This window comes from Rodentibacter genomosp. 1 (genome assembly GCF_001999285.1).
In the GTDB taxonomy this organism is placed as follows: domain Bacteria; phylum Pseudomonadota; class Gammaproteobacteria; order Enterobacterales; family Pasteurellaceae; genus Rodentibacter.
Genome location: NZ_MLHN01000014.1, coordinates 1 through 21610, shown reverse-complemented (window position 1 = coordinate 21610; position 21610 = coordinate 1). Strand labels below are relative to the sequence as shown.

The following is a 21610-nucleotide window of genomic DNA, read 5'->3' as shown; positions in this document are numbered from 1 at the left end:
TGTTGATTCTTTCTACGCTAATGTGAATTGGCGTAGATTTTCTTTTTTTATATTTAAGCAAAAATGATGAAAAAACTAACCGCACTTTTTTTACTACTTTGTACTTTGGGCGGGCTTATCGCCTGTCAAAACAAAGCAGATGCCGACACATTGCCTTTCGATCCCGATATTAAACAGGGTAAGTTGGCTAATGGACTGCAATATTATATTTTGCACAACAGCGAGCCTAAAAATCGGGTGTATCTTCGTTTAGTGGTGAATGCCGGTTCAATGCACGAGGATGACGATCAAAAAGGTATCGCCCATTTAGTGGAGCATATGGCTTTTAACGGTTCGAAAAAATATCCCGAAAATACCATCATTACTGCATTGGAAAAGTTAGGCATGAAGTTTGCCCGTGATATCAATGCCTTCACCGATTTTGAAAATACCGTTTATACCCTAAATCTGGACGATAACAGCCCGCAAAAGCTATCTCTTGCCTTTGATGTCATCAATCAATGGATGAATCATCTCACTATTTTGCCGAAAGACCTTGACGGTGAGCGTGGTGTGGTTGAAGAAGAATGGCGTCGCCGATTAAGCCCGATGTTGCGTCTCGGCGATAAAAAAAGTGCTATAGAAATGGTGGGATCACGCTATGTATTACGTGATCCCATTGGCGATATGAAGATTATTCGCCATATTTACCGTGATCGAGTGGCGGATTTTTATTATAAATGGTATCGACCGGATAATATGTCGGTGATCGTGGTGGGGGATATTGACCCCAATGAAGTCAAAACCTTGCTGAATAACGCCTTAGCGCAATCTGATCCACGCTTACAAACACCCCTTGATAAAATTAATTTTTCCATTCCACTAATAAACCATTGGCGGGTGGCAAGTGTTGCCGAACAAGGCACAAACATTCCGGCATTGGAACTCAGTTTTTTTGAAGAGGATAAACAACAGGAAACACTGACGGACTACAAACAAGATCTCATTCAGCAAATTGTTACGCGTTTAGTCAATTTACGCTTGCAAAAATGGGAGGAACGTCAAGGCGACTGGTTGGATTCAGCCAACTTTTACCGTTCTCATCTTGGTAAAGAAACCCTACAAACGGTTTTTTCATTGCAATTATTCAATACGCATTATTTAAAAAATATTACCGCACTTTTTACCTTTATAGCTGAAATTAGGCAACACGGCTTTACCCCGGAGGAACTCAATGAGGAAATCACAAGACTTCACCGCCTCAATGAAAAACAAAAAGAGATTCGTAGCGGCAGTTTAAAAATTGCTGATGAGTTGATTGCTGTTGCGGCCAACCATCAAATCACGTTAAATGCCAAAGACCGCTACAAACTAAATCGCCGTTTTTTAACTGAAATCAAACTCAGCGATATTAATGAAACCTTTAATAAGATGCTGGCATTAAAAGCCAAATTATTATTGGTGACCCAGCCGCTACCGGAACAAAAACTCCCATTTAATGCCACAGATATTGAACAGCTTTGGGAACAAATCCTGCGTCAAACCCAAAACCCTTGGCAAAACGAAAAACACAAAGCAAAACGACCGCACTTTGCTTCTGAGGGCGGTGCATTGGTGTTGGAAAAACATTGGGATAAAGGCAATATTGATGAATATCGCCTAAGTAACGGGGCAAAACTGATTTATCATTACAGCGATAAAACACCAAATCAAGTGCATTTTAGAGCGGTAACAAGTGGTGGATTACGCACCGTTCCGAATCAAGATTATCATCTATTACGCACGGCGACTATTTTGGTAGATGATACCGGTGTAGGTGAACTTGCCTCTTCGGATATCAATCATCTTTTTGGGCAAAATCCCCTTGTGTTGGCAACAGTGATTGATGATGATAAGCAAGGTTTCACCGGTGTAGGGAAATCACAGGATTTGGAGAATTTACTCACGCTGTTTCGTTTAAAACTCCAATCCGCGCCGATTTCAGACAGCGCACTACAAAAATATCGCCGGGAAACGCAAGATTATTTCAAACAAATTGATGTGGAAACCAAATTTATGCAGGCGGTTTCCCGTTTACGCCAACCGAATATCGCCACCGCATATACTCAAAATCAAGCGGAATTATTGGGTTTTACTACGGCACAATTAAGCCAAATTTATCAAGAGAAGATCTTAGATAAAACGGATTTCACTTATTTCATTATTGGTGATATTTCACGAGATGATGTTGAAAAATTAGCAAAACAATATTTGGCAACGGTTGAAGTGAAAACACAATCTCGGGTTTATCAACCTACCCCTATCCATACACCGAACAAAACATTCTCAATGAGAGGATTAAGTGAACCACGAGCGGATGTGGAAATTTATCTTACTGCAGAAAACCAATGGCAAGCAGAACAAAAATACGCCTTAGACATTCTTGGCGATATCGTGCAAGAAAAACTACGCCTTGTGTTGAGGGAAAAAGCATCGGGTATTTATTCCGTGAATAGTTGGTTTAGTCAAGAACCTTATATGCCGCAAATTGAGGGAAAAATTGAATTTAGTTGTGCGCCGGAGAGAGCAGATGAACTGATTAAATTAACCCATCAAATTTTAGATGAGATCATTGAACAAGGCATTGATGAAACTTTGCTTCGCAAAAAACAGGCGGAACAACAGCAACAAATTAAACGTCAGTTTGACTCATTGGTCTCGGTGGCAAGTTTAATTGAAGAGAGCTATTGGCAACAAGGCGATCCGCAATCAATTTATCTCTATCAACATTTAGAGCAACTTGCAAGTAAACCTAAGATTGAGGCACTTGCTAAAAAAGTGCTAGTTAAACCCGCCCGTTTTGAGGCAATTTTACGCCAATAATTGACCGCACTTTAGACCATTAGGTTAGCCATAAAACAATCAGCCCCTTAAAATATCGCTATTTTGAGGGGCTGATCACTTATGTAAATTAAGCTAATTTTGCTTTCAGAAAATCAAATAATTGATCTTTTGCAATCATTTCTTTCTCACCGGTACGGCGATTTTTATATTCAATTTCACCGTTTGTTAAATTTTTCTCACCGATCACGATCATATGCGGAACACCTATAAGCTCCATATCCGCAAACATCACGCCAGGGCGTTCTTTGCGATCATCAAAAATCACATCCACGCCTTGTGCCTGTAAAGTGCGGTAAAGTTCCTCTGCATATTGTTGGACACTTTCAGATTTGTGCATATTCATCGGCACAATTGCCACAGTGAAAGGCGCAATTTCATCAGTTGGCCAAATAATGCCACGTTCGTCATGATGTTGTTCAATCGCTGCAGCCACCACACGGGTTACCCCGATACCATAGCAACCCATCGTTACCACCATTGGGCGACCGTCTTCGCCTTGCACGGTGGCATTCATGGCTTCGGAATATTTTTTGCCCAGTTGGAAAATATGCCCTACTTCAATACCACGTTTAATCAGTAGCGTTCCCTTTCCATCCGGACTCGGATCGCCTTCCACCACATTACGAATATCCGCGATTTTCGGCAAGGCAACATCACGTTCCCAGTTAATGTTGAAATAATGTTTGCCGTCAATATTTGCGCCAGCGCTAAAATCTGACATCAGTGCTACCGAACGATCGATAATCACAGGAATATTAAGATTGACCGGCCCTAATGATCCTACGCCTGCCCCAATTTTGGCTTTAATTTCTGCTTCATCGGCAAATTCAAAAGGTGATGCCACTTCCGCTAATTTTTCCGCTTTAATCTCATTCAACTCGTGATCACCACGAATGATTAATGCCACCAGTGGTTGCTCCTCGCTTGCCCCTTTGACGATCAACGTTTTCACGGTTTTTTCAATAGGCTGATTAAATTGTGTAACCAATTCTGCAATGGTTTTAGCATTTGGCGTATCAATCAATTCCATCGCTTTTGTTGGGGCAGCACGTTCGCCTATCGCCACTGCCTCCGCTAATTCGATATTGGCGGCATAATCGGATTCAGTCGAGAAAATCACATCATCTTCGCCGCTATTCGCCAACACTTGGAATTCATGGGAAGCGCTGCCGCCAATGGATCCCGTATCTGCTTGCACTGCACGGAAATCCAACCCTAACCGAGTGAAAATATTACTATAGGTTTGATACATCACATCATAAGTTTGTTGCAAACTTTCTTTATCAGTGTGGAAAGAATAAGCATCTTTCATGATAAATTCACGGCTACGCATCACACCAAAACGTGGGCGGACTTCATCACGGAATTTGGTTTGAATATGATAAAGATTAATAGGTAACTGTCGATAAGAGGTAACTTCACGACGCATTAAATCCGTAATGGCTTCTTCATTCGTCGGGCCAATCACAAAACCACGCTCTCCACGATCAGTAAAACGCAATAATTCCGGGCCATATTGCTCCCAACGACCGGATTCTTGCCAAAGCTCTGCAGGTTGCACCACCGGCATTTTAATTTCTAGCGCACCGCTTTTATCCATTTCTTCACGGATCACTTTTTCTACTTTACGTAGTACCCGCCACCCTGTTGGCATCCAGTTATAAAGTCCGGCGGCGAGAGGGCGAATCATTCCCGCGCGTAGCATCAGTTGGTGGCTGACAATGGCGGCTTCCGCCGGGGTTTCTTTTAATGTCGAAAATAAATATTGACTTGTACGCATTGAATTAACCTTAAATTCGTTAAATTAAGAAAAAATTGGTGGGAGTATAACAAAAAGTGCGGTCATTTTTAACCGCACTTTTTTGAAAGAAGAAATTAATTGGTTTTTAATTTATTCCAATATTTTTCGTAAATATCCACGGCATCACCCACATCACCTTGCATGATACCTTTTTCCACTTCTTCTGAAGGTGGGAACAAGGTTGGGTCATTTACCAGTTCAGGACTCAGCAAGGCTTTCACGCCTTCATTCGGCATTGAAAAGCCCATACGCTCAATCACTACTTTGGCATTTTCAGGACGAAGGAGGAAATCAATAAATTTGTGTGCCCCTTCCACATTTTTTGCGGTTTTAGGGATTGCATAGTTATCCATCCAGAAAATCGCCCCTTCTTTCGGGTAGATAAATTGTAGGCTTGAATTTTCTTTATGGGCGAGATAGGCAGAGCCGTTCCAAATCATTCCAAGTGCTACTTCACCTTGCACATAAGGCACTTCCGGTGAGTCTGAATTGAAAGTAATCACATTAGGCAATAAGTTCACCAAACGTTCATAAGCCGCTTTGATTTCTTCTTCGTTAGTGGTGTTAGGGGATTTTCCATCTAACAATAGGGCGATATGGAAAACTTCACGGGCATCACTGGTCATCAACACTTTGTGTTTAAATTCAGGTTTCCATAAATCTGCCCAACTGGTGATGGTTTTTGGATCAATCTCATCAGAATTGACCTCAATACCTGTTAAACCGTAAACATAAGGCAGGGAGAATTTGTTTTCTGGGTCAAATTCTTTGTTCAACAGGTGTTTTGGGATTTGTTTTAAATTCTCTAATTTACTGTGATCAAGAGGCTGTAACATATTCTCCTTGATCATTTTGTTAACGTAGTAACTTGAGGGAAACACTACGTCATAGCCGGAGCCGGTGTTTTCCGTCAATTTTAATTTGGCATACATTTCTTCGTTGCTTTCAAAGGTGGAATAAATGACCTCTATACCGGTTTCTTTCGTGAACTGTGCAACGAGATCGGAAGGCACATAGTCCGTCCAGTTATAAACATAAAGTTTGTTGTTGGCAAAGGCAGAGGCCGCAAAAAGTGCGGTTGCAGAAAGGAAAAGATTTTTGAGTTGCTGAGTAAGGGATTTTTTCAATTTATTGACCTCCTAGGGTAAAAGTGAATAAGAGCGTATACACGCGTGGGGCAGTATAGCATTTTTTTGTAAAGGGTTTGACATATTTCCCCATCAGAGTAAGATTTCGCCAATTTTTATCACCGAGAGGTTTTATGCTAACTTTTGCTCATCAAGAACACGTTCCTTCCTATTATTTTGATTCACGCAATCAAGATTTCCAACTTCCCGCTTTAACACAAATTGAACACGCTGATGTCTGTGTGATCGGGGCGGGCTTTTTTGGGTTATCTGCGGCATTAGAATTGGCGGAAAAAGGAAAAAAAGTCGTGGTATTGGAAGGTGCTCGGGTGGGCTTTGGGGCATCCGGTCGAAGTGGTGGCCAGGCGATTAACGGTTTTGAAGAAGGCATTGATGAATATATTAAACAAGTTGGCTTTGATAAAGCCCGTCAACTTTGGGAAATGTCGCTAGAGGCCATTGATATTATTGATGAACGTATCGCAAAGTATGGTATTCAATGCGACTGGAAAAAAGGCTATGCCACCCTTGCGTTGAACCATCGCCGTATGGATGATCTGATTGAAATGGAAAAAGCCAGCCACAAAAATTTTGGCTATCAAAATATGCAGCTTTGGGATAAGGCAAAACTCAAACAGCATCTGGGCAGCGATATTTATGTGGGCGGTTTATATGATAGCAATTCCGGTCATTTGCATCCTTTCAATTATTGCTTGGGATTGGCGAAAGCCTGTTTAGATCTTGGCGTGCAGATTTTTGAACAATCACCGGTGGTGGATCTCATCGAAAAAAACGGCTGTATTGAGGTGAAAACCGACCAAAGTGCGGTCATTTCTCAAGATGTTATTTTAGCCACCAACGCTTATATTGATGCACTCCCTAAATCTATTCACCATGGCATTAACCGAAAAATTATGCCGGTAGAAAGTTTTATTATTGCCACCGAACCATTAAGCCAAACCGTAGCGGATTCTGTGATTAACAATGGTATGTCAGTATGCGATAACAATCTGTTACTGGATTATTATCGCTTGAGCGCGGACAATCGCCTACTTTTCGGCAGCGATTCCAGTTCGGAAAAAGATATGGTCGAGGTGATGAGGAAAAATATGTTGCACGTTTTTCCCCAATTAGAAAATGTAAAAATCGACTACGGTTGGGCAGGCCCCATTGATATGACGATGAATTCCACCCCCCATTTTGGGCGAATTTCTCCTCATATTTATTTTGCGCAAGGTTATTCAGGCCATGGTGTGGCGTTAACGGGATTGGCCGGCCGCATTATTGCGGAAGCGATTTTAGGCAATGATGAACGCCTGCAAATTTTTGAGGGATTAAAAGTGCCTTCTGTTTATGGTGGAAAATGGGTGAAAAATTTAGCCACGAAGATTGGAGTAAAATACTATCAGTTTTTAGATAAATATCGTTAAAAACAGATTTAAAATTGACCGCACTTTAATAGTGCTGATTTAATGAGTTTGCCAATATGACAGTATCTGTACAGATACTGTCATATCAATTAGAAGCGGCAGCCTTATGCGTTTCTTTAAAAATGAATTCTCAGTCCTAAACTAACCACATAGTCCGAATTATTAACAAAATTCCATTTTACTGATTCACCTTCCGAATAGCGGTATTTCGCCCCTTCAAGAAAAGCGACAACCTGACGATGTAATTTGTAATCTGCACCTAAAATCACCCCTTTTAATTTTCTCGCCGTGAAATTTTCTTTTCCATTTTTAATGGGTGATCGGGCTTTACCCCATAAATAGCCGGCGAAGATTTTACTTTTCGGATTAAGTTGATATTTGGCAGCAATCAACCATTCTTCCACTTGACGGAATTGTGCATTACTTTGTTTGCCTTTTGATTCAACTTGTTGCCCCCGCCAGCCAAATCCGTATTGTTGATAATAACGGCGCTTGCCGTAATCTAACCCGACTGCGAAATCCTGATAGCGGAATGCCATATCGAAGCCTAAACTGCGATCAACATTCGTTTCTGATTTTCGCTGTCGGCTAAACCCCGCTTTGACATCTATTTTCCAATCTTGAAAAGCTTTATTGAAAAATAGTGCTAGGACATAGCCATTGGTATTGGGTAGGTTTTTGACTTTCCCGTTTTTGTCGGTGGTTTGTTTCCCACTTTCACCAAAAATATAATCAGCTCCCAGTTTAAAACCATAGAAATCCTTCGATGTAAGGTGAATCACTTGGTCAGCTCGTTTAATTACTTTTTTTTACATCAGTTAAGTTATAACTATAATCGGCAGTGCTAAGTAAATCACCATTCGTGGTTTGTTTACCGAAAGTCAATGTGCCTAGTGATTTATGCTGAAAGCCTGCATAAAGATAGCGGGTATAAACTGAATCTCCGAGACTTTTATCGGTAAAACGCATTTCTAGGTTACCAAGTGCGGTCAAATTTTCATTAATTTTATGGGTAAGCCGTAAACTGATACGAGAACTGTTATCGACCAAGTCTGTGGGAACACCTTGTTTATGTTGTAATTGAAAGCGAAGTGAACCGCGTAAATCTATACGGGAATTTTCTTGTTGGTAGAGCGGGACGGCAAAAGAAGAAGGAATAATGCTCGAAACCAGTAAAAATAAACATAGTTTTTTCATCAGATTTACCTTATAAAAAGCGTGTTAAGCCCTTCCCCGTTTTGCTTTTAAACGGGGAGGGATGACTCGAAAAATTGTAGGTTTTTAATGATTATTGGAAACGTTGAAAATCACTGAGAGTAAATAATCCCATTGAACGAGCAACATTGACATAGGTATAAAGCGCTTCAATATGTTTTTTCTCAGCACTTGGTGGATTACCGCCACCTACGCCATCAATCTTGAGTGGATAGCCCACATAATCAGCGTAACCTTTTAGAACAGCGGTGGCTCTTGGGATATGAAGTTGTGTCCCTATACCGAGAATAGTATGCAAGTTATGTTGCTTAAATAGTTTGACCATACCAATTGCATTTCCCGGCGTATCACGGGCAATCGGATCAAGTAAAAAACGGTTTGGATTTACCCCATTTTCTTTAAGCCATTTTGCCATCACATCGGATTCTGCGTAAGGCGTTTTAACCGGCCCACCACTTAGCACCAATTTGGCATTGGGATATTTTTCCGCCATTTCCTTGGTTTTTTCTAAACGTTGTAATAAGCCTTTTGAGGGTGATCCATCCGGATTGGGGGATTGCCCGAATACAGCAATGGCATCAAATGATAATTGGCTTTGAGGTTGGTCGGAAAACGATTGCTGTAGAATACTTTCGGTGAAACGAAAAAAATCACGCATAGCCTGTGCGGCTTGTGGCGAACGTTTTTCCAAGGCATTTAAACGTTGTTTCACTTGTGTCTCATCTTCCAGCGTTTTCGCCGCCAAAATACTGACGGCAAGTGCATGTAAATCATCCGGTTTACGGCGCAAAATTTGGTCTAATTGGGAAAGCGCGGGGCGGTAGTCTTTATTAATGAGATAGGCTTCGGCCTGAACACGGTAACTATTAAGATAATCGGGAGTTTTTTTCACTTTTTGATCTAAAGAATGATAAAGTTTCTGCCATTCCCAACGGCGAAAAGCCACCACATCTTCTCTCAAGTAAGGATCATTTACATAATCTTCTGCATATTTTACTACAAGATTCTCGATCGGTTGCCCACGCCCGCTTTCTTTACCTAGTGGTGCACTGATACTGTCCGATAAGGTCAATCTAAGAGGTGAAATCGGTTGAGCATTTTGCACGCATCCAGTTAGAGAGAATGCGCCTATTCCCAATAAAAGTGCGGTTAAAATTTGGCGGGTTTTAAACATTTTCATGGCTCACTCCTTAACAATATTCAGTTTGGGAATAATGAAGATAATATCTTCATTTTCTATCGCTTTAAATGTTGTAATCATCCTTCATAAAAAAGAATTGATAATTCGGGTTTTCGCTTAAACAAAGCTGGCGTAAATCAAGTTGATGCCTTGCTATTTGTTTAATAATATTCATCAACATTTTTAGCTTCTGAGTATTCTGATTAATATTAAGATTAATTACCATAAAAACAATTTCACTATGTAAAGTGAAATCTTCACGGTCGTGAAAATAGTGAATATCAAGTGTTTCTTCTTTTGCAGATAAATTACAATAAATACCTATTTTTTGTTTTTTAGATAAAATATCTAAACATAGATAATATTTATCTTTCTCTAAGTATTCTTGAATAGGAAATATGTTGAGCTTGTATTCTTTTGGAATGGGGCTAGGTGTGATTTTGGGTAAGATTTTATCATATTGGTAGGTATGATAGAAAATAGTAGAAAGTGAACTAACATATTCATTCTCCTTCATATTATCATCAGCATAATAAATAGGAGAATAAGGAATATCCATATTTTTACCATAGCTATTACATAAGTAATAGTCATAATCGAGATTTTTATTTAAGTCTAATTCATAGAGCATCTTTGTATCAATTTTAAGTATCTCATCACTAAAATAATTTCTCAAATTGAATTTTATTTGTTGAGTACTTAATCTGCCATTGATTGAGATAATAGCCAGTTTAAGTTTTTTCTTATTCAATTTTATACGATTGAAAATGCCGGAAAGTACATCAAAAATAAAATAATTCTCACGCTGTGAGAATTGATAATAATATTTTTGTTTAAATACCTTGTTTAAACGTTCAACAACTTTCAGTAGTAAAGGGTTAGATTGAGTAATATTTGTATTGTAAAAACCAAGATCTACATCATCAGATATGCCAAGTGAAATTTTCATTGTAATCGGAATGAGTAATTTAAACAGATCCTTGAAGCCTGTGTGATCCGTTGAAATATCTACATATAAAATAGCGGTGATTTCGTTAAAAATAAATTGATGAATTTCAGCGGTTTGTTTGATGAGGTTATTGTAGTTTTCCTTACTGCAATCAGCATAACGGTAAAGATCATTACTCATAATGAGAACATAAGTGAGAAAACGTATTACTTCCGGGGAGAAATAGTAAGCTATATCTTCTTTTTGTAGATTTTCCAACAGTTGGATTAAAAATAGATATTCTTTTGTTTTCTTATAATGGAAGGGTAGGACGGGTAAATCAATACGATAATCTTGTTGGCGATCATATTGGTGATAAAAATAGATTAAATATAATAAAAATCTTTCTGCATAAATATCGGAAAGTAAAATTTCAGATTGAATTAATGTTTTATTTAATATAAGTCGAATTTTTTCTTTGTTAGGGTGGATGAAAAGTTGATTAAATTGAGGTATGAAAAAATTTGGTTTCGTTTTATAGTTAAAATACTTATACATTCTTATTGTAAGCATAATTTTCTTAAAGGTTGCCCCTTCAACTTTTATACCATAATAAGGCTTGCTTACTAATTTTAAATCATACTTTTCAAGTGTTTTTCTCACTTGACATAACTCTTTACTTAATGAGCTATTAAAACTTAAGAATAGTGCTTCTTGCAATTGCTCAATTTTAATATAGTGTTCACTGGAAAGTAATCTACGTAGAATATAATTCACCCGATGTTCAAATTTATTATTAATATTAGAGAGTTGCGAGATTTGAAAGTGAGAAAGTAAGGCATTGGCGAGTTCGTCTTGCTCGATATGTAATTTATAACCATAAGCCGCTTTAGACAAAATAACAACATGATATTTCTCTAGCATTTCTTTCAAATATTTAATGTCATTTTTTATTGTTCGGCTGCTTACCTGTATTTCAGTTGATAATTTTTCACTATTGATATATTGATTACTTCTCAATAGTAGTAAAAAAATCGCTTTATACCGTTTGTTTTTATCTAATATCCTTAAAATTTGACTGATGTCCATTCAATTTCCTTTATTTTAAAGCTCATAGCACAGAGTAGTAGAAGGCAGGATTTTGTCATGTTAGACCTCAATGAGTGAGTAGTGCGGCATAATGCAAAAATATCGGCAAAATTGACCGCACTTTGAGAAGATATTGCCCGATTATTCAAGATAATCCGCTTGTAATTGAAGGATTTCCGCACGACTGATACCAAGCAGTTGTTCGGCATAGTATTGAATTGAACCATATTGTCGCTCAATGGTATTGATCGACATTTCAATAAACTCAGGTTTGGTATCAATGAGCGAGTAAAGATAATTCAATACTTCTTGATCTTGAGTGATTTGGCGATAAACCGCCATTTTCTGTCGATTGCGTTCTAAGCGATTGATATGGGTCAGCATATAATCATCAATTATTTGATTCTTATCGACTCCTAAAACCCCTAACAGTAACATTGCTCCAAAACCGGTGCGATCTTTCCCTCCACGACAATGCTGTATAAAAGCGCCACCTTTCAGATTCGCGGCAACTTTTAACATTGAAGCAAAAGCCTGTTGGCATTCCGGCTTTTCCACAAAATTTTTGTATTGTCTCATCACAATATCATCATAATGTACCAAACTACCGTTTTGTTTCTGCTCAATGATTTTATTCACTAAATTTTCATCTTCGTTTTCCTTTGAGGAGGTGAATTGTGCTGCCAATTCTGCCGTATGGGCATTGGGATCAAATTGGTAAATTTGCTCCGTTCCAATAATCTTATTGGGGTATTTGGCAATTTCATTGGGGCTACGATAGTCAATTACTGCCTGAATGTTGAGTGGTTTTAACATTGCTATCCCATTTTCGCTCGCATTGTATAAATGATCGGAACGATAAAGCCGTTGCCATTTGACTTTTCGATGATCCCGTGTGAGATACCCACCCATATCACGAAAGTTATTCATTCCTTCTATGGAGAGGGTTCGTAACTGGGCTTGCTGTTGTAAATTTGCCGTCATTTTACTAATACTCCCAAATATACGAGGGCGATACAGAGTAGCATTGTGCCGATAATTAATGTGGCGGCATATTTACCATTGGTTTTCTTCAGTATTGAATAAATCCCCACCGTCACTAATAAACTGAACAAACCGGGCATCACTTTATCAAACATTTCTTGGAGTTTGATCGTATTTTCACCGACACTAAATTCGACACCGAATTTCACCCTCACAACCGAAGCGATTAAAGCGCCAATCACCATTAGCCCCACAACATTCGCCATATTGCTGACTCGTTGTAAAACATTGCTGTTACCGTTAATCATATCCATACCTTTATGGTAACCATAATGGATGCCGTAATATTTAGACGCAACATTCACAATATTGTAAAGCAGGAACATTAAAATTGGGCCTAATACGCTACCATTTAGTGCTAGTGCCGCACCGATACTGCCACAGATAGGTAACCAAGTGAATTTCAAAATACTGTCGCCTAATCCCGCCAGCGGTCCCATTAAACCGGTTTTTATTGCAGTGACCGTTTCTTTTTCACTTTCTTGGGTGGACTCTTCCACCGCTGCGGCAATACCTAGAATCAGCGCATCTGAATTGACATGGCTATTAAAGAATTTTAGGTGACGCTTCATTGCCTCTACTTTCTGTTCTTTAGGCTTGTCTTGATAGAGACGTTTTAAAACAGGAATGAAACTTGATAGAAAACCGATTGCCTGCATAGATTGATAATTGTTGGTGACATTGAGTAACTGCATTCGCCAGAAGACTTTGTTTAAATCTTGTTTCGTAATTTGGTGTGACGTTTGTTCGGTCATAGATCATAATCCTCATCATTAGTATTTTGATTAGAAACTATCGCTTGAGTATTTTTATGAATTGCTAAGTCATAAATTAATGCTAACGGTAAAGCGATCAGAGTAATCGGCAAGACGGATAATTTAAGGTAAACGGCTAACGTAAAACCCGCGACTAAGAAAAGCCAAAGTTCTGCTTTTTTCAACATCATTAACATGAGTAAAGCAATGCCGATAGAGGGAATGATTTTGCCGGCAACATTCAAACCGGTAATGATTTTATCCGGTAATTGCGCCACGATTTGTGCAATTAAATCCGCACCGAAATAGACGGCTAAAAAGGTAGGTACAGCGCGAATCAAGAAAGCGATTATCATCGGAATATATTGAATCCGAAAAATCTTATCGAAATCCCCTTCTTCTGCCCAACGTTCTGCAATTGGATTTAGAGCCACAATGCCGGAACGGTATAAAATCAAGAGCTGCTGAGCAAGTAACGATGTTGGAACGGCAAGAGCGATAGCTGCTTCCGTACCTCCGGCGGCAATCCCTAATGCGGTGCCAATTGCAGTGCCTGAAATCATATCCGGTGCAGAATAAGCTCCAACATTGCCTACCCCCATCCACATCACTTCTAAAGTTGCACCAATTAAAAGTGCGGTTTGTAAGTCGCCCATAATCAAGCCGACAACTGTTGCGATCAATAGTGGTCGTCTAATCATTTGCGTACCAATATCGTCAATTGCACAAATGCCCGCCCATAATGCAACGAAAAGTGCAGCTATCATTTAATCACCTCCGTCAAGTTGATTTTTTCATCGTTCGGTACCATTTGAATAGTAACCGTAACCTCTTTATCCAACAGTTGTTGGAAAGCAGAACGCTCTTCGTTAGTCACCGATAAAGCTTTGGTTAATTGAGTTCTCCCCTCTTGAAAACGCATTCCGCCAACATTTAGTTCATTAATAGGAACGCCAGCATTGACGGTTGATAACACATCAATGCTGTTAGTGAACAACAACATTGTGCGTCTGCTGAGTCCTTTTGTTTGATAAATTTCTGCAAATTTTTCAATCGTAAGTACGACGACTTTGATACCTTGCGGTGCTGCCATGGCCAAAATATTTTTTTGGGTTTGATCTATCGCTAATTTATCGTTTAGCACCACAATTTGTTCCACTTTGAATAGATTGACCCAAGTTGTGACGACCTGGCCGTGAATCAAGCGATCATCAATACGACTAAAGCAAATCATCTTCATCCTCCTGTTTTTGTAGATCATTGAAATCTCGAATGGTTAATCCGTTTTGATAGGCGTTTTTAATGAGTGATTTCATTTCATCAAATGGCAAATCACGATTCATGAGTACATCTAACAATAGTGGTAAATTTAAGCCACAACAGACTAAGATGTTTTCTTTCGTGAGTAAGTGAGAGGCCAAATTCATAGGGGTACCACCGAGAATATCGGTTAAAAAGATAATCCCCGATTGTGTATCTAATGCGTCAATTTTTTCTTGTAGCTCTTGTTTTAAATGAGCCACATTATCTACGGTAAATACTGATAAGGTATCGAAGTTAGTTTGTTTCCCTACAATTAACTCCGCACTTTCTATTGCAGCCTTAGCAAAATTTCCGTGGCTCATTAACATTAGGGCAATTTCTTTCGGCATTGTATTTTTCTCCATAAGTTTAAGTATTGATTACAATGTAGGAGAAAGTTGCTAGAGACTCAATTTTTAGCATTGCACGATATATCGTGCAAACTAAATCTTGGTGACAGAGAATGCAGAGTAGATTGAGAAATAGCTAATTGGCTTAAGTTGGTACAACTTTGCCAATAAAAAGAACTTGATGGAATCGTTGCCCAATATAATATTCTGTTCGCAACGCTGAATGAATGCTCTTAGCACCAAACAAATTTTCCTCATAGATAAAAGAAACCAAGTAGCCAGCATAGCCCATTAGAAATGGTAAACGTCCACCAAGTAAATAAAGTCAAGGCTTAATATCCCTCAAAATAGGGTTTTGCATTGAAATCAGTGTTTCGGTAGATTGGATTTCATCAATTAATTGAATTTTCGTGGCGAGAACTGAATGTAATTCAGCAATGGTGTGGGTCATGACTTTGATGAAAATTGAGTAATTTCCCGTTGTATAATAGGCTTCTACTACTTCATCAAAGGTTTCCAGCTTTTTAATCACTTTCTCATAATCCTTCGCACTTTTTAAAATGATCCCGATAAAGCAGCATACGTCATAGCCGAGTTTCCGTTCATCAATAATCACTTTTGTGCCTTCAATAATGCCGGATTGGCGCATTTTTTCCACACGAACGTGAATGGTGCCGGGACTAACGCCAAAATTTTTTGCCATTTCCGCATAGGGTGTGCGTGCATCTTTAGTCAGTACGCGCAGAATTTTTTGATCAAGATTATCAATATTGTGCATAAAACACTCTCCTTTAGAGGTTATCTAATAAATCACTATTTAATTAGATAGTATTTAAATTTATTTTGAATGTAAATAAAATGCTTGAATAATAATTATGATTTGTTGAATAATAGTCAAAATTTTACTGATTATTAAAACAGGCGGAAAATATGAAGAAAACATTTATTTTACAACAGCAAGAAATTAGTTTTGTTAAAAACACTTTTACTCAAAACCTAATCGAGCAACTGGGTATTATTGAGGTTCAAGGACCAATTCTTAGTGAAGTGGGCAATGGAATGCAAGATAATTTGTCAGGCATTGAGAAAGCGGTTCAAGTCCACGTGAAATGTATTCCGAACGCTGTGTATGAAGTGGTTCATTCTCTAGCGAAATGGAAACGCCATACTCTTGCACGTTTTCACTTCAAAGAAGGCGAGGGGCTATTTGTTCATATGAAAGCATTGCGTCCGGATGAAGATTCTTTAGATCCAACCCATTCTGTTTATGTGGATCAGTGGGACTGGGAAAAAGTGATTCCTGCCGGCCGCCGTAACTTTGCGTATTTAAAAGAAACCGTTAATTCAATTTATCGTGCTATTCGTCTCACAGAACTTGCCGTGGAAGCACGTTTTGACATTCCTTCCATTTTGCCGAAACAAATTACCTTTATTCATAGTGAAGATTTAGTCAAACGTTACCCTGATCTTTCTAGTAAAGAACGTGAGAATGCAATCTGTAAAGAATATGGTGCAGTATTTTTAGTGGGTATCGGCGGTAAATTATCCGATGGTAAACCACATGATGGACGTGCACCGGACTATGATGACTGGACAACAGAATCCGAAAACGGTTACAAAGGTTTAAATGGTGATATTCTTGTTTGGAATGAACAGCTAAATACCGCATTTGAACTCTCCTCAATGGGAATTCGTGTTGATGAATCTGCACTTCGTTTACAAGTAGAACTAACCGGCAAAGAAGATTGTTTAAAAATGGATTGGCATCAAGAATTGCTAGACGGAAAATTACCTCTCTCAATTGGCGGTGGAATTGGTCAATCACGTTTAGCCATGTTCTTATTGCGTAAAAAGCATATCGGTGAGGTTCAATCAAGCGTATGGCCAAAAGAAATGTTAGAGCAATATGAACATATTCTCTAAGGTATAAATCGCTATTATTGAATAGTCGAGAATCATAGTCGCCCCTATCTAAGTTCGGATAGGGGATTTTTATTTAGGTATGATTCGCAAAATAGTTGTCACGCCTCCAAAATCAATTCAAAAACTGACCGCACTTTTGATACTGAGCATCAAATCTCCCTAAAAAATAATCCAAAATTGGTATCAATTTTCAAAAATGAGATCTACTTAACATTTTTTTTTATTGGCTTTCTTTAGAATAGCCTCAGATTAAATCTTGGACTTTTATTGATAGAGGTGAGTTATGACAGATGTAAACAAAGTAATCAAACAACTTGAGACATTAGGCATTTATGATGTAAAAGAGGTTGTTTATAACCCAAGCTATGAACAATTATTTGAAGAAGAAACCAAGCCTGGTTTGGAAGGCTTTGAAAAAGGTACATTAACGACTACGGGTGCTGTGGCTGTGGATACCGGAATTTTTACTGGTCGTTCACCAAAAGATAAATACATTGTATTAGATGAAAAGACCAAAGACACTGTGTGGTGGACATCTGATGCAGCAAAAAATGACAATAAGCCAATGAATCAGGCTACTTGGCAAAGCTTGAAAGATTTGGTGACAAACCAGCTTTCTCGTAAACGCTTGTTTGTAATTGATGGTTTCTGCGGTGCAAGCGAACAAGACCGTATTGCGGTGCGTATTGTGACGGAGGTAGCGTGGCAAGCCCACTTTGTGAAAAACATGTTTATCCGTCCGACAGAAGAACAATTAGAAAATTTTGAACCTGACTTTGTAGTGATGAATGGTTCCAAAGTGACGAATCCAAACTGGAAAGAACAAGGATTAAACTCTGAAAACTTCGTTGCGTTTAATTTAACGGAACGTATTCAATTAATTGGTGGTACTTGGTACGGCGGCGAAATGAAAAAGGGAATGTTCTCCATTATGAACTATTTCCTCCCTCTCAAGGGCGTAGCGGCAATGCACTGCTCTGCGAACGTGGGCAAAGAGGGAGACGTTGCTGTCTTCTTCGGTTTATCCGGTACGGGTAAAACCACACTTTCAACAGATCCAAAACGTGAATTAATCGGTGATGATGAACATGGTTGGGATGATGTGGGAGTCTTTAACTTTGAAGGGGGATGTTATGCGAAAACTATTCACCTTTCAGAAGAAAATGAACCGGATATTTATCGTGCGATTCGCCGTGATGCATTATTAGAAAATGTTGTCGTACGTACTGACGGTTCCGTGGATTTTGATGATGGTTCAAAAACAGAAAATACCCGTGTGTCTTACCCAATTTATCATATTGACAACATTGTTAAGCCGGTTTCCCGTGCAGGTCATGCGACTAAAGTGATTTTCTTAACGGCGGATGCGTTTGGCGTGTTGCCACCGGTTTCTAAATTAACACCGGAACAAACCAAATATTATTTCTTATCGGGATTCACCGCGAAATTAGCGGGTACGGAACGCGGTATCACTGAACCGACACCGACTTTCTCTGCGTGTTTTGGTGCAGCATTCTTAACGCTTCATCCGACACAATATGCAGAAGTGCTGGTGAAACGGATGCAAGCTGCTGGTGCAGAGGCCTATTTGGTGAATACCGGTTGGAATGGTACAGGTAAACGCATTTCTATTAAAGATACTCGCGGTATTATTGATGCCATTTTAGATGGCTCCATTGAGCAAGTAGAAATGGGTGAGTTGCCAATCTTTAATTTAGCAATTCCAAAAGCTTTACCTGGTGTAGATCCTACTATCCTAGATCCTCGCGATACTTACGCAGATAAAGCCCAATGGCAAGCAAAAGCAGAAGATTTAGCCGGTCGTTTCGTGAAGAATTTTGAAAAATATGCAACCAACACAGAAGGAAAAGCATTAATTGCGGCAGGTCCTAAGGCATAATCGTTGTAAAAAACCGCCCGTAAAACGGGCGGTTTTTAGCCTGCCCTATAAGGTCCTAATACTTCACATGCCCCTCGAAGTACACGAAAAGATCGACAACCTTACAATAAATCTATGGGTTATCTTTTCTCAAGGGGACTAACATATTTTTCTTCAATAAATTATCCTGAAGCATATCTTCCCTTTCTTGATTTCTTATATATTACTTCAACCACTTTGGTGTTTACCCCTACCGGACTTACATAGTACCTCTTTTCCTAATCGGGACTATTTCCATATTGATATTTTAGATTCGCATGTGCCTTTCAAATATCATCAACGAAGATTTACCTTTCAGCTATCCTATAAAACTTGATAGTGCCAATTTTTTAGGAATCTTCAAAAGCATATAAATTGTAGAAGCTCAACCCCAGTCAGACAAACCCCGTTTAAAATTAGGTAGCTGTCAAATTAATTTGAACTTAAATTCTTTTCCGTCCAAATTCGTTTTCCATCAACTAATATTTCTATTGATGTTATACCACAATACATTTTTCCTTGATAAGTTCAATGATAGTTATAATGAACCAACCATGCATCCAAGTCAGCTTGTAATGTACTCAAATCCGTATAAATTCGCTTTCTGAAAGCAATTTGATAAAACTCATGCAAAATGGGTTTGTGAAAAAGTTCACGGATACCACTTGCCTGTGGATGTTTTACTTTCGTTTTTGTATGGTCAATATCATTAAGCATGCCGATGTAGTCGCTGTTTTCATGGTGTGAGTTTGGCAAACGCTTTACTATAGATTGTCTATAAAGGTTTGCTGATAAATTCACCCAACGCCTTTAAGATTCACCACATAGAAAGTATCCTGAGCACCAAAATAGCCCAGATGCACCATTTCAATTTCACCATAAGCAAACTCATCTTCTTTTTACTCTCTAAGGCTTAAACTTGGGATTCATTGAGAATAATAATTCCTCAAGTGCGGTCAATCTTTGTTTGAAATTAGCAAAATTATGTCTTAACCAAATAGAATGGAGCATCGTCTGCTAAAACTAAAATACCTTGTTTACGTCATTCATTGCTCACATGAACTTGACCAAAATCTGGATTATCTAAGGCAAATTGAAGCGCAGCTTACTCTATGGATTCATCGACACAATTTTTAAGTTAGAAAGACGGCGATTTTGACTAAGCAAAACCTGAACACCACCTTACTCGGCAGCTCGTTGATAAAGATACATCCCCCTTTCCCCAGTTCGTCGACTAAATTGAGTAAACCTGTCTTGCGTTTAAGTAGAGGATTGTTAGAATAAAATATAAGCGTCTCCTTTTATGTAGATTGAAGTTGACGCTCACATTCTAAACGGGAAACGCTCACTTTTTATTGTGATTTGTCTGATCTTCTACAACTAAAAGGACTAACCCCCGAGAAATACAGAACTCAGTCCTGAATTAAATGAACCTAACTTTTTGAGGCAAGTTCACTAGCTCGCTGTTTTTCTTCTCCTTTTACTTCATCCCATAAAATATCCATTTCTATCAAAGAGAGACTTTCTAGTTTTTCCCCCTCTGCTTTTACTTTTTGTTCAATTTTACGGAAACGTCTCTCAAACTTAAGATTTGCTTTACGTAAACTCTCCTCTGCATTACATTTTAAGTGCCGGGATAGATTGACTGTCGCAAAAAATAAATCTCCTACTTCATCTTCAATTCTTTCAATATTTTGTGGGTTCTTATTCAATTCCTCTTTAACTTCTTGCAGCTCTTCTTCTACTTTTGCGAGAACAGGTCCAATCTCACTCCAATCAAAACCAATTTTAGCACATTGTTTTTGCAACCTCTGTGCCCTCATTAATGCGGGAAAAGCAGAAGGGACATTGTCTAGAATAGATTGAGTCTGTTTTTTAGATTTTTCTAACGCTTTAATGCTATTCCAACGGGCAAGGGCTTCCTCTTCATTTTCTGCCGTAACATTTGCAAATACATGTGGGTGCCGACGAATAATTTTTTCAGCGACATCATTAAGTACATCATCAAAAGTAAAATAGTTATCCTCAGTTGCAAGTTGACTAAAAAATACAACTTGTAACAGTAAATCACCCAATTCTTCTCTTAAATTTGCTATATCCTTCTTTTGAATTGCCTCAATGACTTCATAAGTTTCCTCTGTTAAACAGGGGATCATTGAATCATAATTTTGTTTAAGATCCCAAGGACAACCTTTGTCCGGATGACGAAGCTGAGCGATTAGTTTGATAAAGTCTTGAATTGAATATGACATAAATAAAGCCCTAAATAAAAATAGAGCTAGTATAAAGTTTATTTATGATAAAATGAAATTTATTTAGATGGCAGGGGCGGAGAGGCTCGAACTCCCAACACCCGGTTTTGGAGACCGGTGCTCTACCAATTGAACTACGCCCCTATCTGATATGAAAATATTGGCGGAATGGACGGGACTCGAACCCGCGACCCCCTGCGTGACAGGCAGGTATTCTAACCAGCTGAACTACCACTCCACTAAATTTGGCACTTGGCAGTGTCCTACTCTCGCATAGGGAAACCCTACACTACCATCGGCATCACAACATTTCACTTCTGAGTTCGGGATGGATTCAGGTGGAGCTATTGCACTATGACTGCCAAAAATTCTATTTCTTAAACTTACTCTTAGAACAATAAATTTAAGAAATAACTACCTGGCGGTGCCCTACT

At 38.8% G+C, this 21610-nt stretch carries 17 protein-coding genes, 2 tRNA genes, 1 rRNA gene and 2 pseudogenes; 4 read left to right on the top strand and 18 right to left on the bottom strand.

From position 1 onward, the window contains the following. Window positions 1–66: 66 nt before the first annotated feature. A complete protein-coding gene (locus BKK54_RS08420; protein ID WP_077542639.1) occupies window positions 67–2841 on the top strand; it encodes a M16 family metallopeptidase in 2775 nt (924 codons plus the stop codon). 88 nt (window positions 2842–2929) lie between these two features. Here the strand turns inward: BKK54_RS08420 and proS are convergent, their stop codons facing one another. Both proS and BKK54_RS08410 read right to left on the bottom strand, forming a co-directional pair. Further along, a complete protein-coding gene (proS, locus tag BKK54_RS08415) occupies window positions 2930–4642 on the bottom strand; it encodes a proline--tRNA ligase (RefSeq protein WP_077542638.1) in 1713 nt (570 codons plus the stop codon). Between the two features lie 95 nt (window positions 4643–4737). Beyond that, window positions 4738–5790, bottom strand: coding sequence for an extracellular solute-binding protein (locus BKK54_RS08410; RefSeq protein ID WP_077542637.1), 1053 nt, complete (start codon window positions 5788–5790; stop codon window positions 4738–4740). A 134-nt stretch (window positions 5791–5924) separates the two neighbouring features. On the opposite strand from BKK54_RS08410, the gene BKK54_RS08405 reads away from it, so the two are divergent. Continuing rightward, window positions 5925–7220 (top strand): NAD(P)/FAD-dependent oxidoreductase, encoded by a 1296-nt coding sequence (locus tag BKK54_RS08405; RefSeq protein WP_077542636.1) that lies wholly within the window; start codon window positions 5925–5927, stop codon window positions 7218–7220. A 116-nt stretch (window positions 7221–7336) separates the two neighbouring features. Here the strand turns inward: BKK54_RS08405 and BKK54_RS12170 are convergent, their stop codons facing one another. The 10 genes from BKK54_RS12170 to asnC form a co-directional block, all read right to left on the bottom strand. Then, the gene (locus BKK54_RS12170) at window positions 7337–8002 is read right to left on the bottom strand and encodes a porin (protein ID WP_158074624.1); all 666 of its coding nucleotides are present in this window, start codon (window positions 8000–8002) and stop codon (window positions 7337–7339) included. Between the two features lie 13 nt (window positions 8003–8015). Further along, window positions 8016–8417 (bottom strand): porin, encoded by a 402-nt coding sequence (locus tag BKK54_RS12165; protein ID WP_077542634.1) that lies wholly within the window; start codon window positions 8415–8417, stop codon window positions 8016–8018. 91 nt (window positions 8418–8508) lie between these two features. Further along, window positions 8509–9615 (bottom strand): YdcF family protein, encoded by a 1107-nt coding sequence (locus tag BKK54_RS08390; RefSeq protein WP_077542633.1) that lies wholly within the window; start codon window positions 9613–9615, stop codon window positions 8509–8511. Window positions 9616–9679: 64 nt separating this feature from the next. Next, window positions 9680–11632 carry a BglG family transcription antiterminator gene (locus BKK54_RS08385; protein ID WP_077542632.1) on the bottom strand — a complete coding sequence of 651 codons (1953 nt, stop codon included), beginning with the start codon at window positions 11630–11632 and terminating at the stop codon, window positions 9680–9682. A 141-nt stretch (window positions 11633–11773) separates the two neighbouring features. Next, window positions 11774–12616, bottom strand: coding sequence for a tyrosine-protein phosphatase (locus tag BKK54_RS08380; RefSeq protein ID WP_077542631.1), 843 nt, complete (start codon window positions 12614–12616; stop codon window positions 11774–11776). After that, entirely contained in the window at window positions 12613–13431 is an 819-nt protein-coding gene (locus BKK54_RS08375; protein WP_077493636.1) for a PTS system mannose/fructose/sorbose family transporter subunit IID, read from the bottom strand. Before BKK54_RS08375 ends, BKK54_RS08380 begins: the two co-directional genes overlap by 4 nt. Then, window positions 13428–14198 carry a PTS mannose/fructose/sorbose/N-acetylgalactosamine transporter subunit IIC gene (locus BKK54_RS08370; RefSeq protein ID WP_077542630.1) on the bottom strand — a complete coding sequence of 257 codons (771 nt, stop codon included), beginning with the start codon at window positions 14196–14198 and terminating at the stop codon, window positions 13428–13430. Before BKK54_RS08370 ends, BKK54_RS08375 begins: the two co-directional genes overlap by 4 nt. Beyond that, window positions 14195–14665: a PTS system mannose/fructose/N-acetylgalactosamine-transporter subunit IIB gene (locus BKK54_RS08365; RefSeq protein WP_077542629.1), complete on the bottom strand. Its 471-nt coding sequence runs from the start codon at window positions 14663–14665 to the stop codon at window positions 14195–14197. Before BKK54_RS08365 ends, BKK54_RS08370 begins: the two co-directional genes overlap by 4 nt. Further along, window positions 14652–15098, bottom strand: a complete 447-nt coding sequence (locus BKK54_RS08360) for a PTS sugar transporter subunit IIA (RefSeq protein ID WP_244153126.1) — start codon at window positions 15096–15098, stop codon at window positions 14652–14654. Before BKK54_RS08360 ends, BKK54_RS08365 begins: the two co-directional genes overlap by 14 nt. Before the next feature lie 310 nt (window positions 15099–15408). Beyond that, window positions 15409–15861 (bottom strand): transcriptional regulator AsnC, encoded by a 453-nt coding sequence (gene asnC, locus BKK54_RS08355; RefSeq protein ID WP_077542628.1) that lies wholly within the window; start codon window positions 15859–15861, stop codon window positions 15409–15411. A gap of 152 nt (window positions 15862–16013) precedes the next feature. Between asnC and asnA the strand changes: the two genes are divergently transcribed. Then, on the top strand, window positions 16014–17006 hold the full coding sequence (gene asnA / locus BKK54_RS08350; RefSeq protein ID WP_077542627.1) for an aspartate--ammonia ligase: 993 nt from the start codon (window positions 16014–16016) through the stop codon (window positions 17004–17006). Between the two features lie 283 nt (window positions 17007–17289). Continuing rightward, window positions 17290–18906 (top strand): phosphoenolpyruvate carboxykinase (ATP), encoded by a 1617-nt coding sequence (pckA, locus tag BKK54_RS08345; RefSeq protein ID WP_077542626.1) that lies wholly within the window; start codon window positions 17290–17292, stop codon window positions 18904–18906. 112 nt (window positions 18907–19018) lie between these two features. Here pckA and BKK54_RS11655 read toward each other — a convergent pair. The 6 genes and pseudogenes from BKK54_RS11655 to rrf form a co-directional block, all read right to left on the bottom strand. Then, window positions 19019–19300: pseudogene (locus BKK54_RS11655) on the bottom strand (transposase); the annotation flags it as partial. Between the two features lie 56 nt (window positions 19301–19356). Then, a pseudogene (locus BKK54_RS12275) lies at window positions 19357–19823 on the bottom strand (IS481 family transposase); the annotation flags it as partial. A gap of 534 nt (window positions 19824–20357) precedes the next feature. Further along, window positions 20358–21176 (bottom strand): nucleoside triphosphate pyrophosphohydrolase, encoded by an 819-nt coding sequence (mazG, locus tag BKK54_RS08335; RefSeq protein WP_077542625.1) that lies wholly within the window; start codon window positions 21174–21176, stop codon window positions 20358–20360. 68 nt (window positions 21177–21244) lie between these two features. Further along, window positions 21245–21320 (bottom strand) — tRNA-Trp (locus tag BKK54_RS08330). A gap of 17 nt (window positions 21321–21337) precedes the next feature. Next, window positions 21338–21414, bottom strand: a tRNA-Asp gene (locus BKK54_RS08325). A gap of 12 nt (window positions 21415–21426) precedes the next feature. Then, window positions 21427–21542 (bottom strand): 5S ribosomal RNA (gene rrf / locus BKK54_RS08320). Between the last annotated feature and the right edge of the window lie 68 nt (window positions 21543–21610).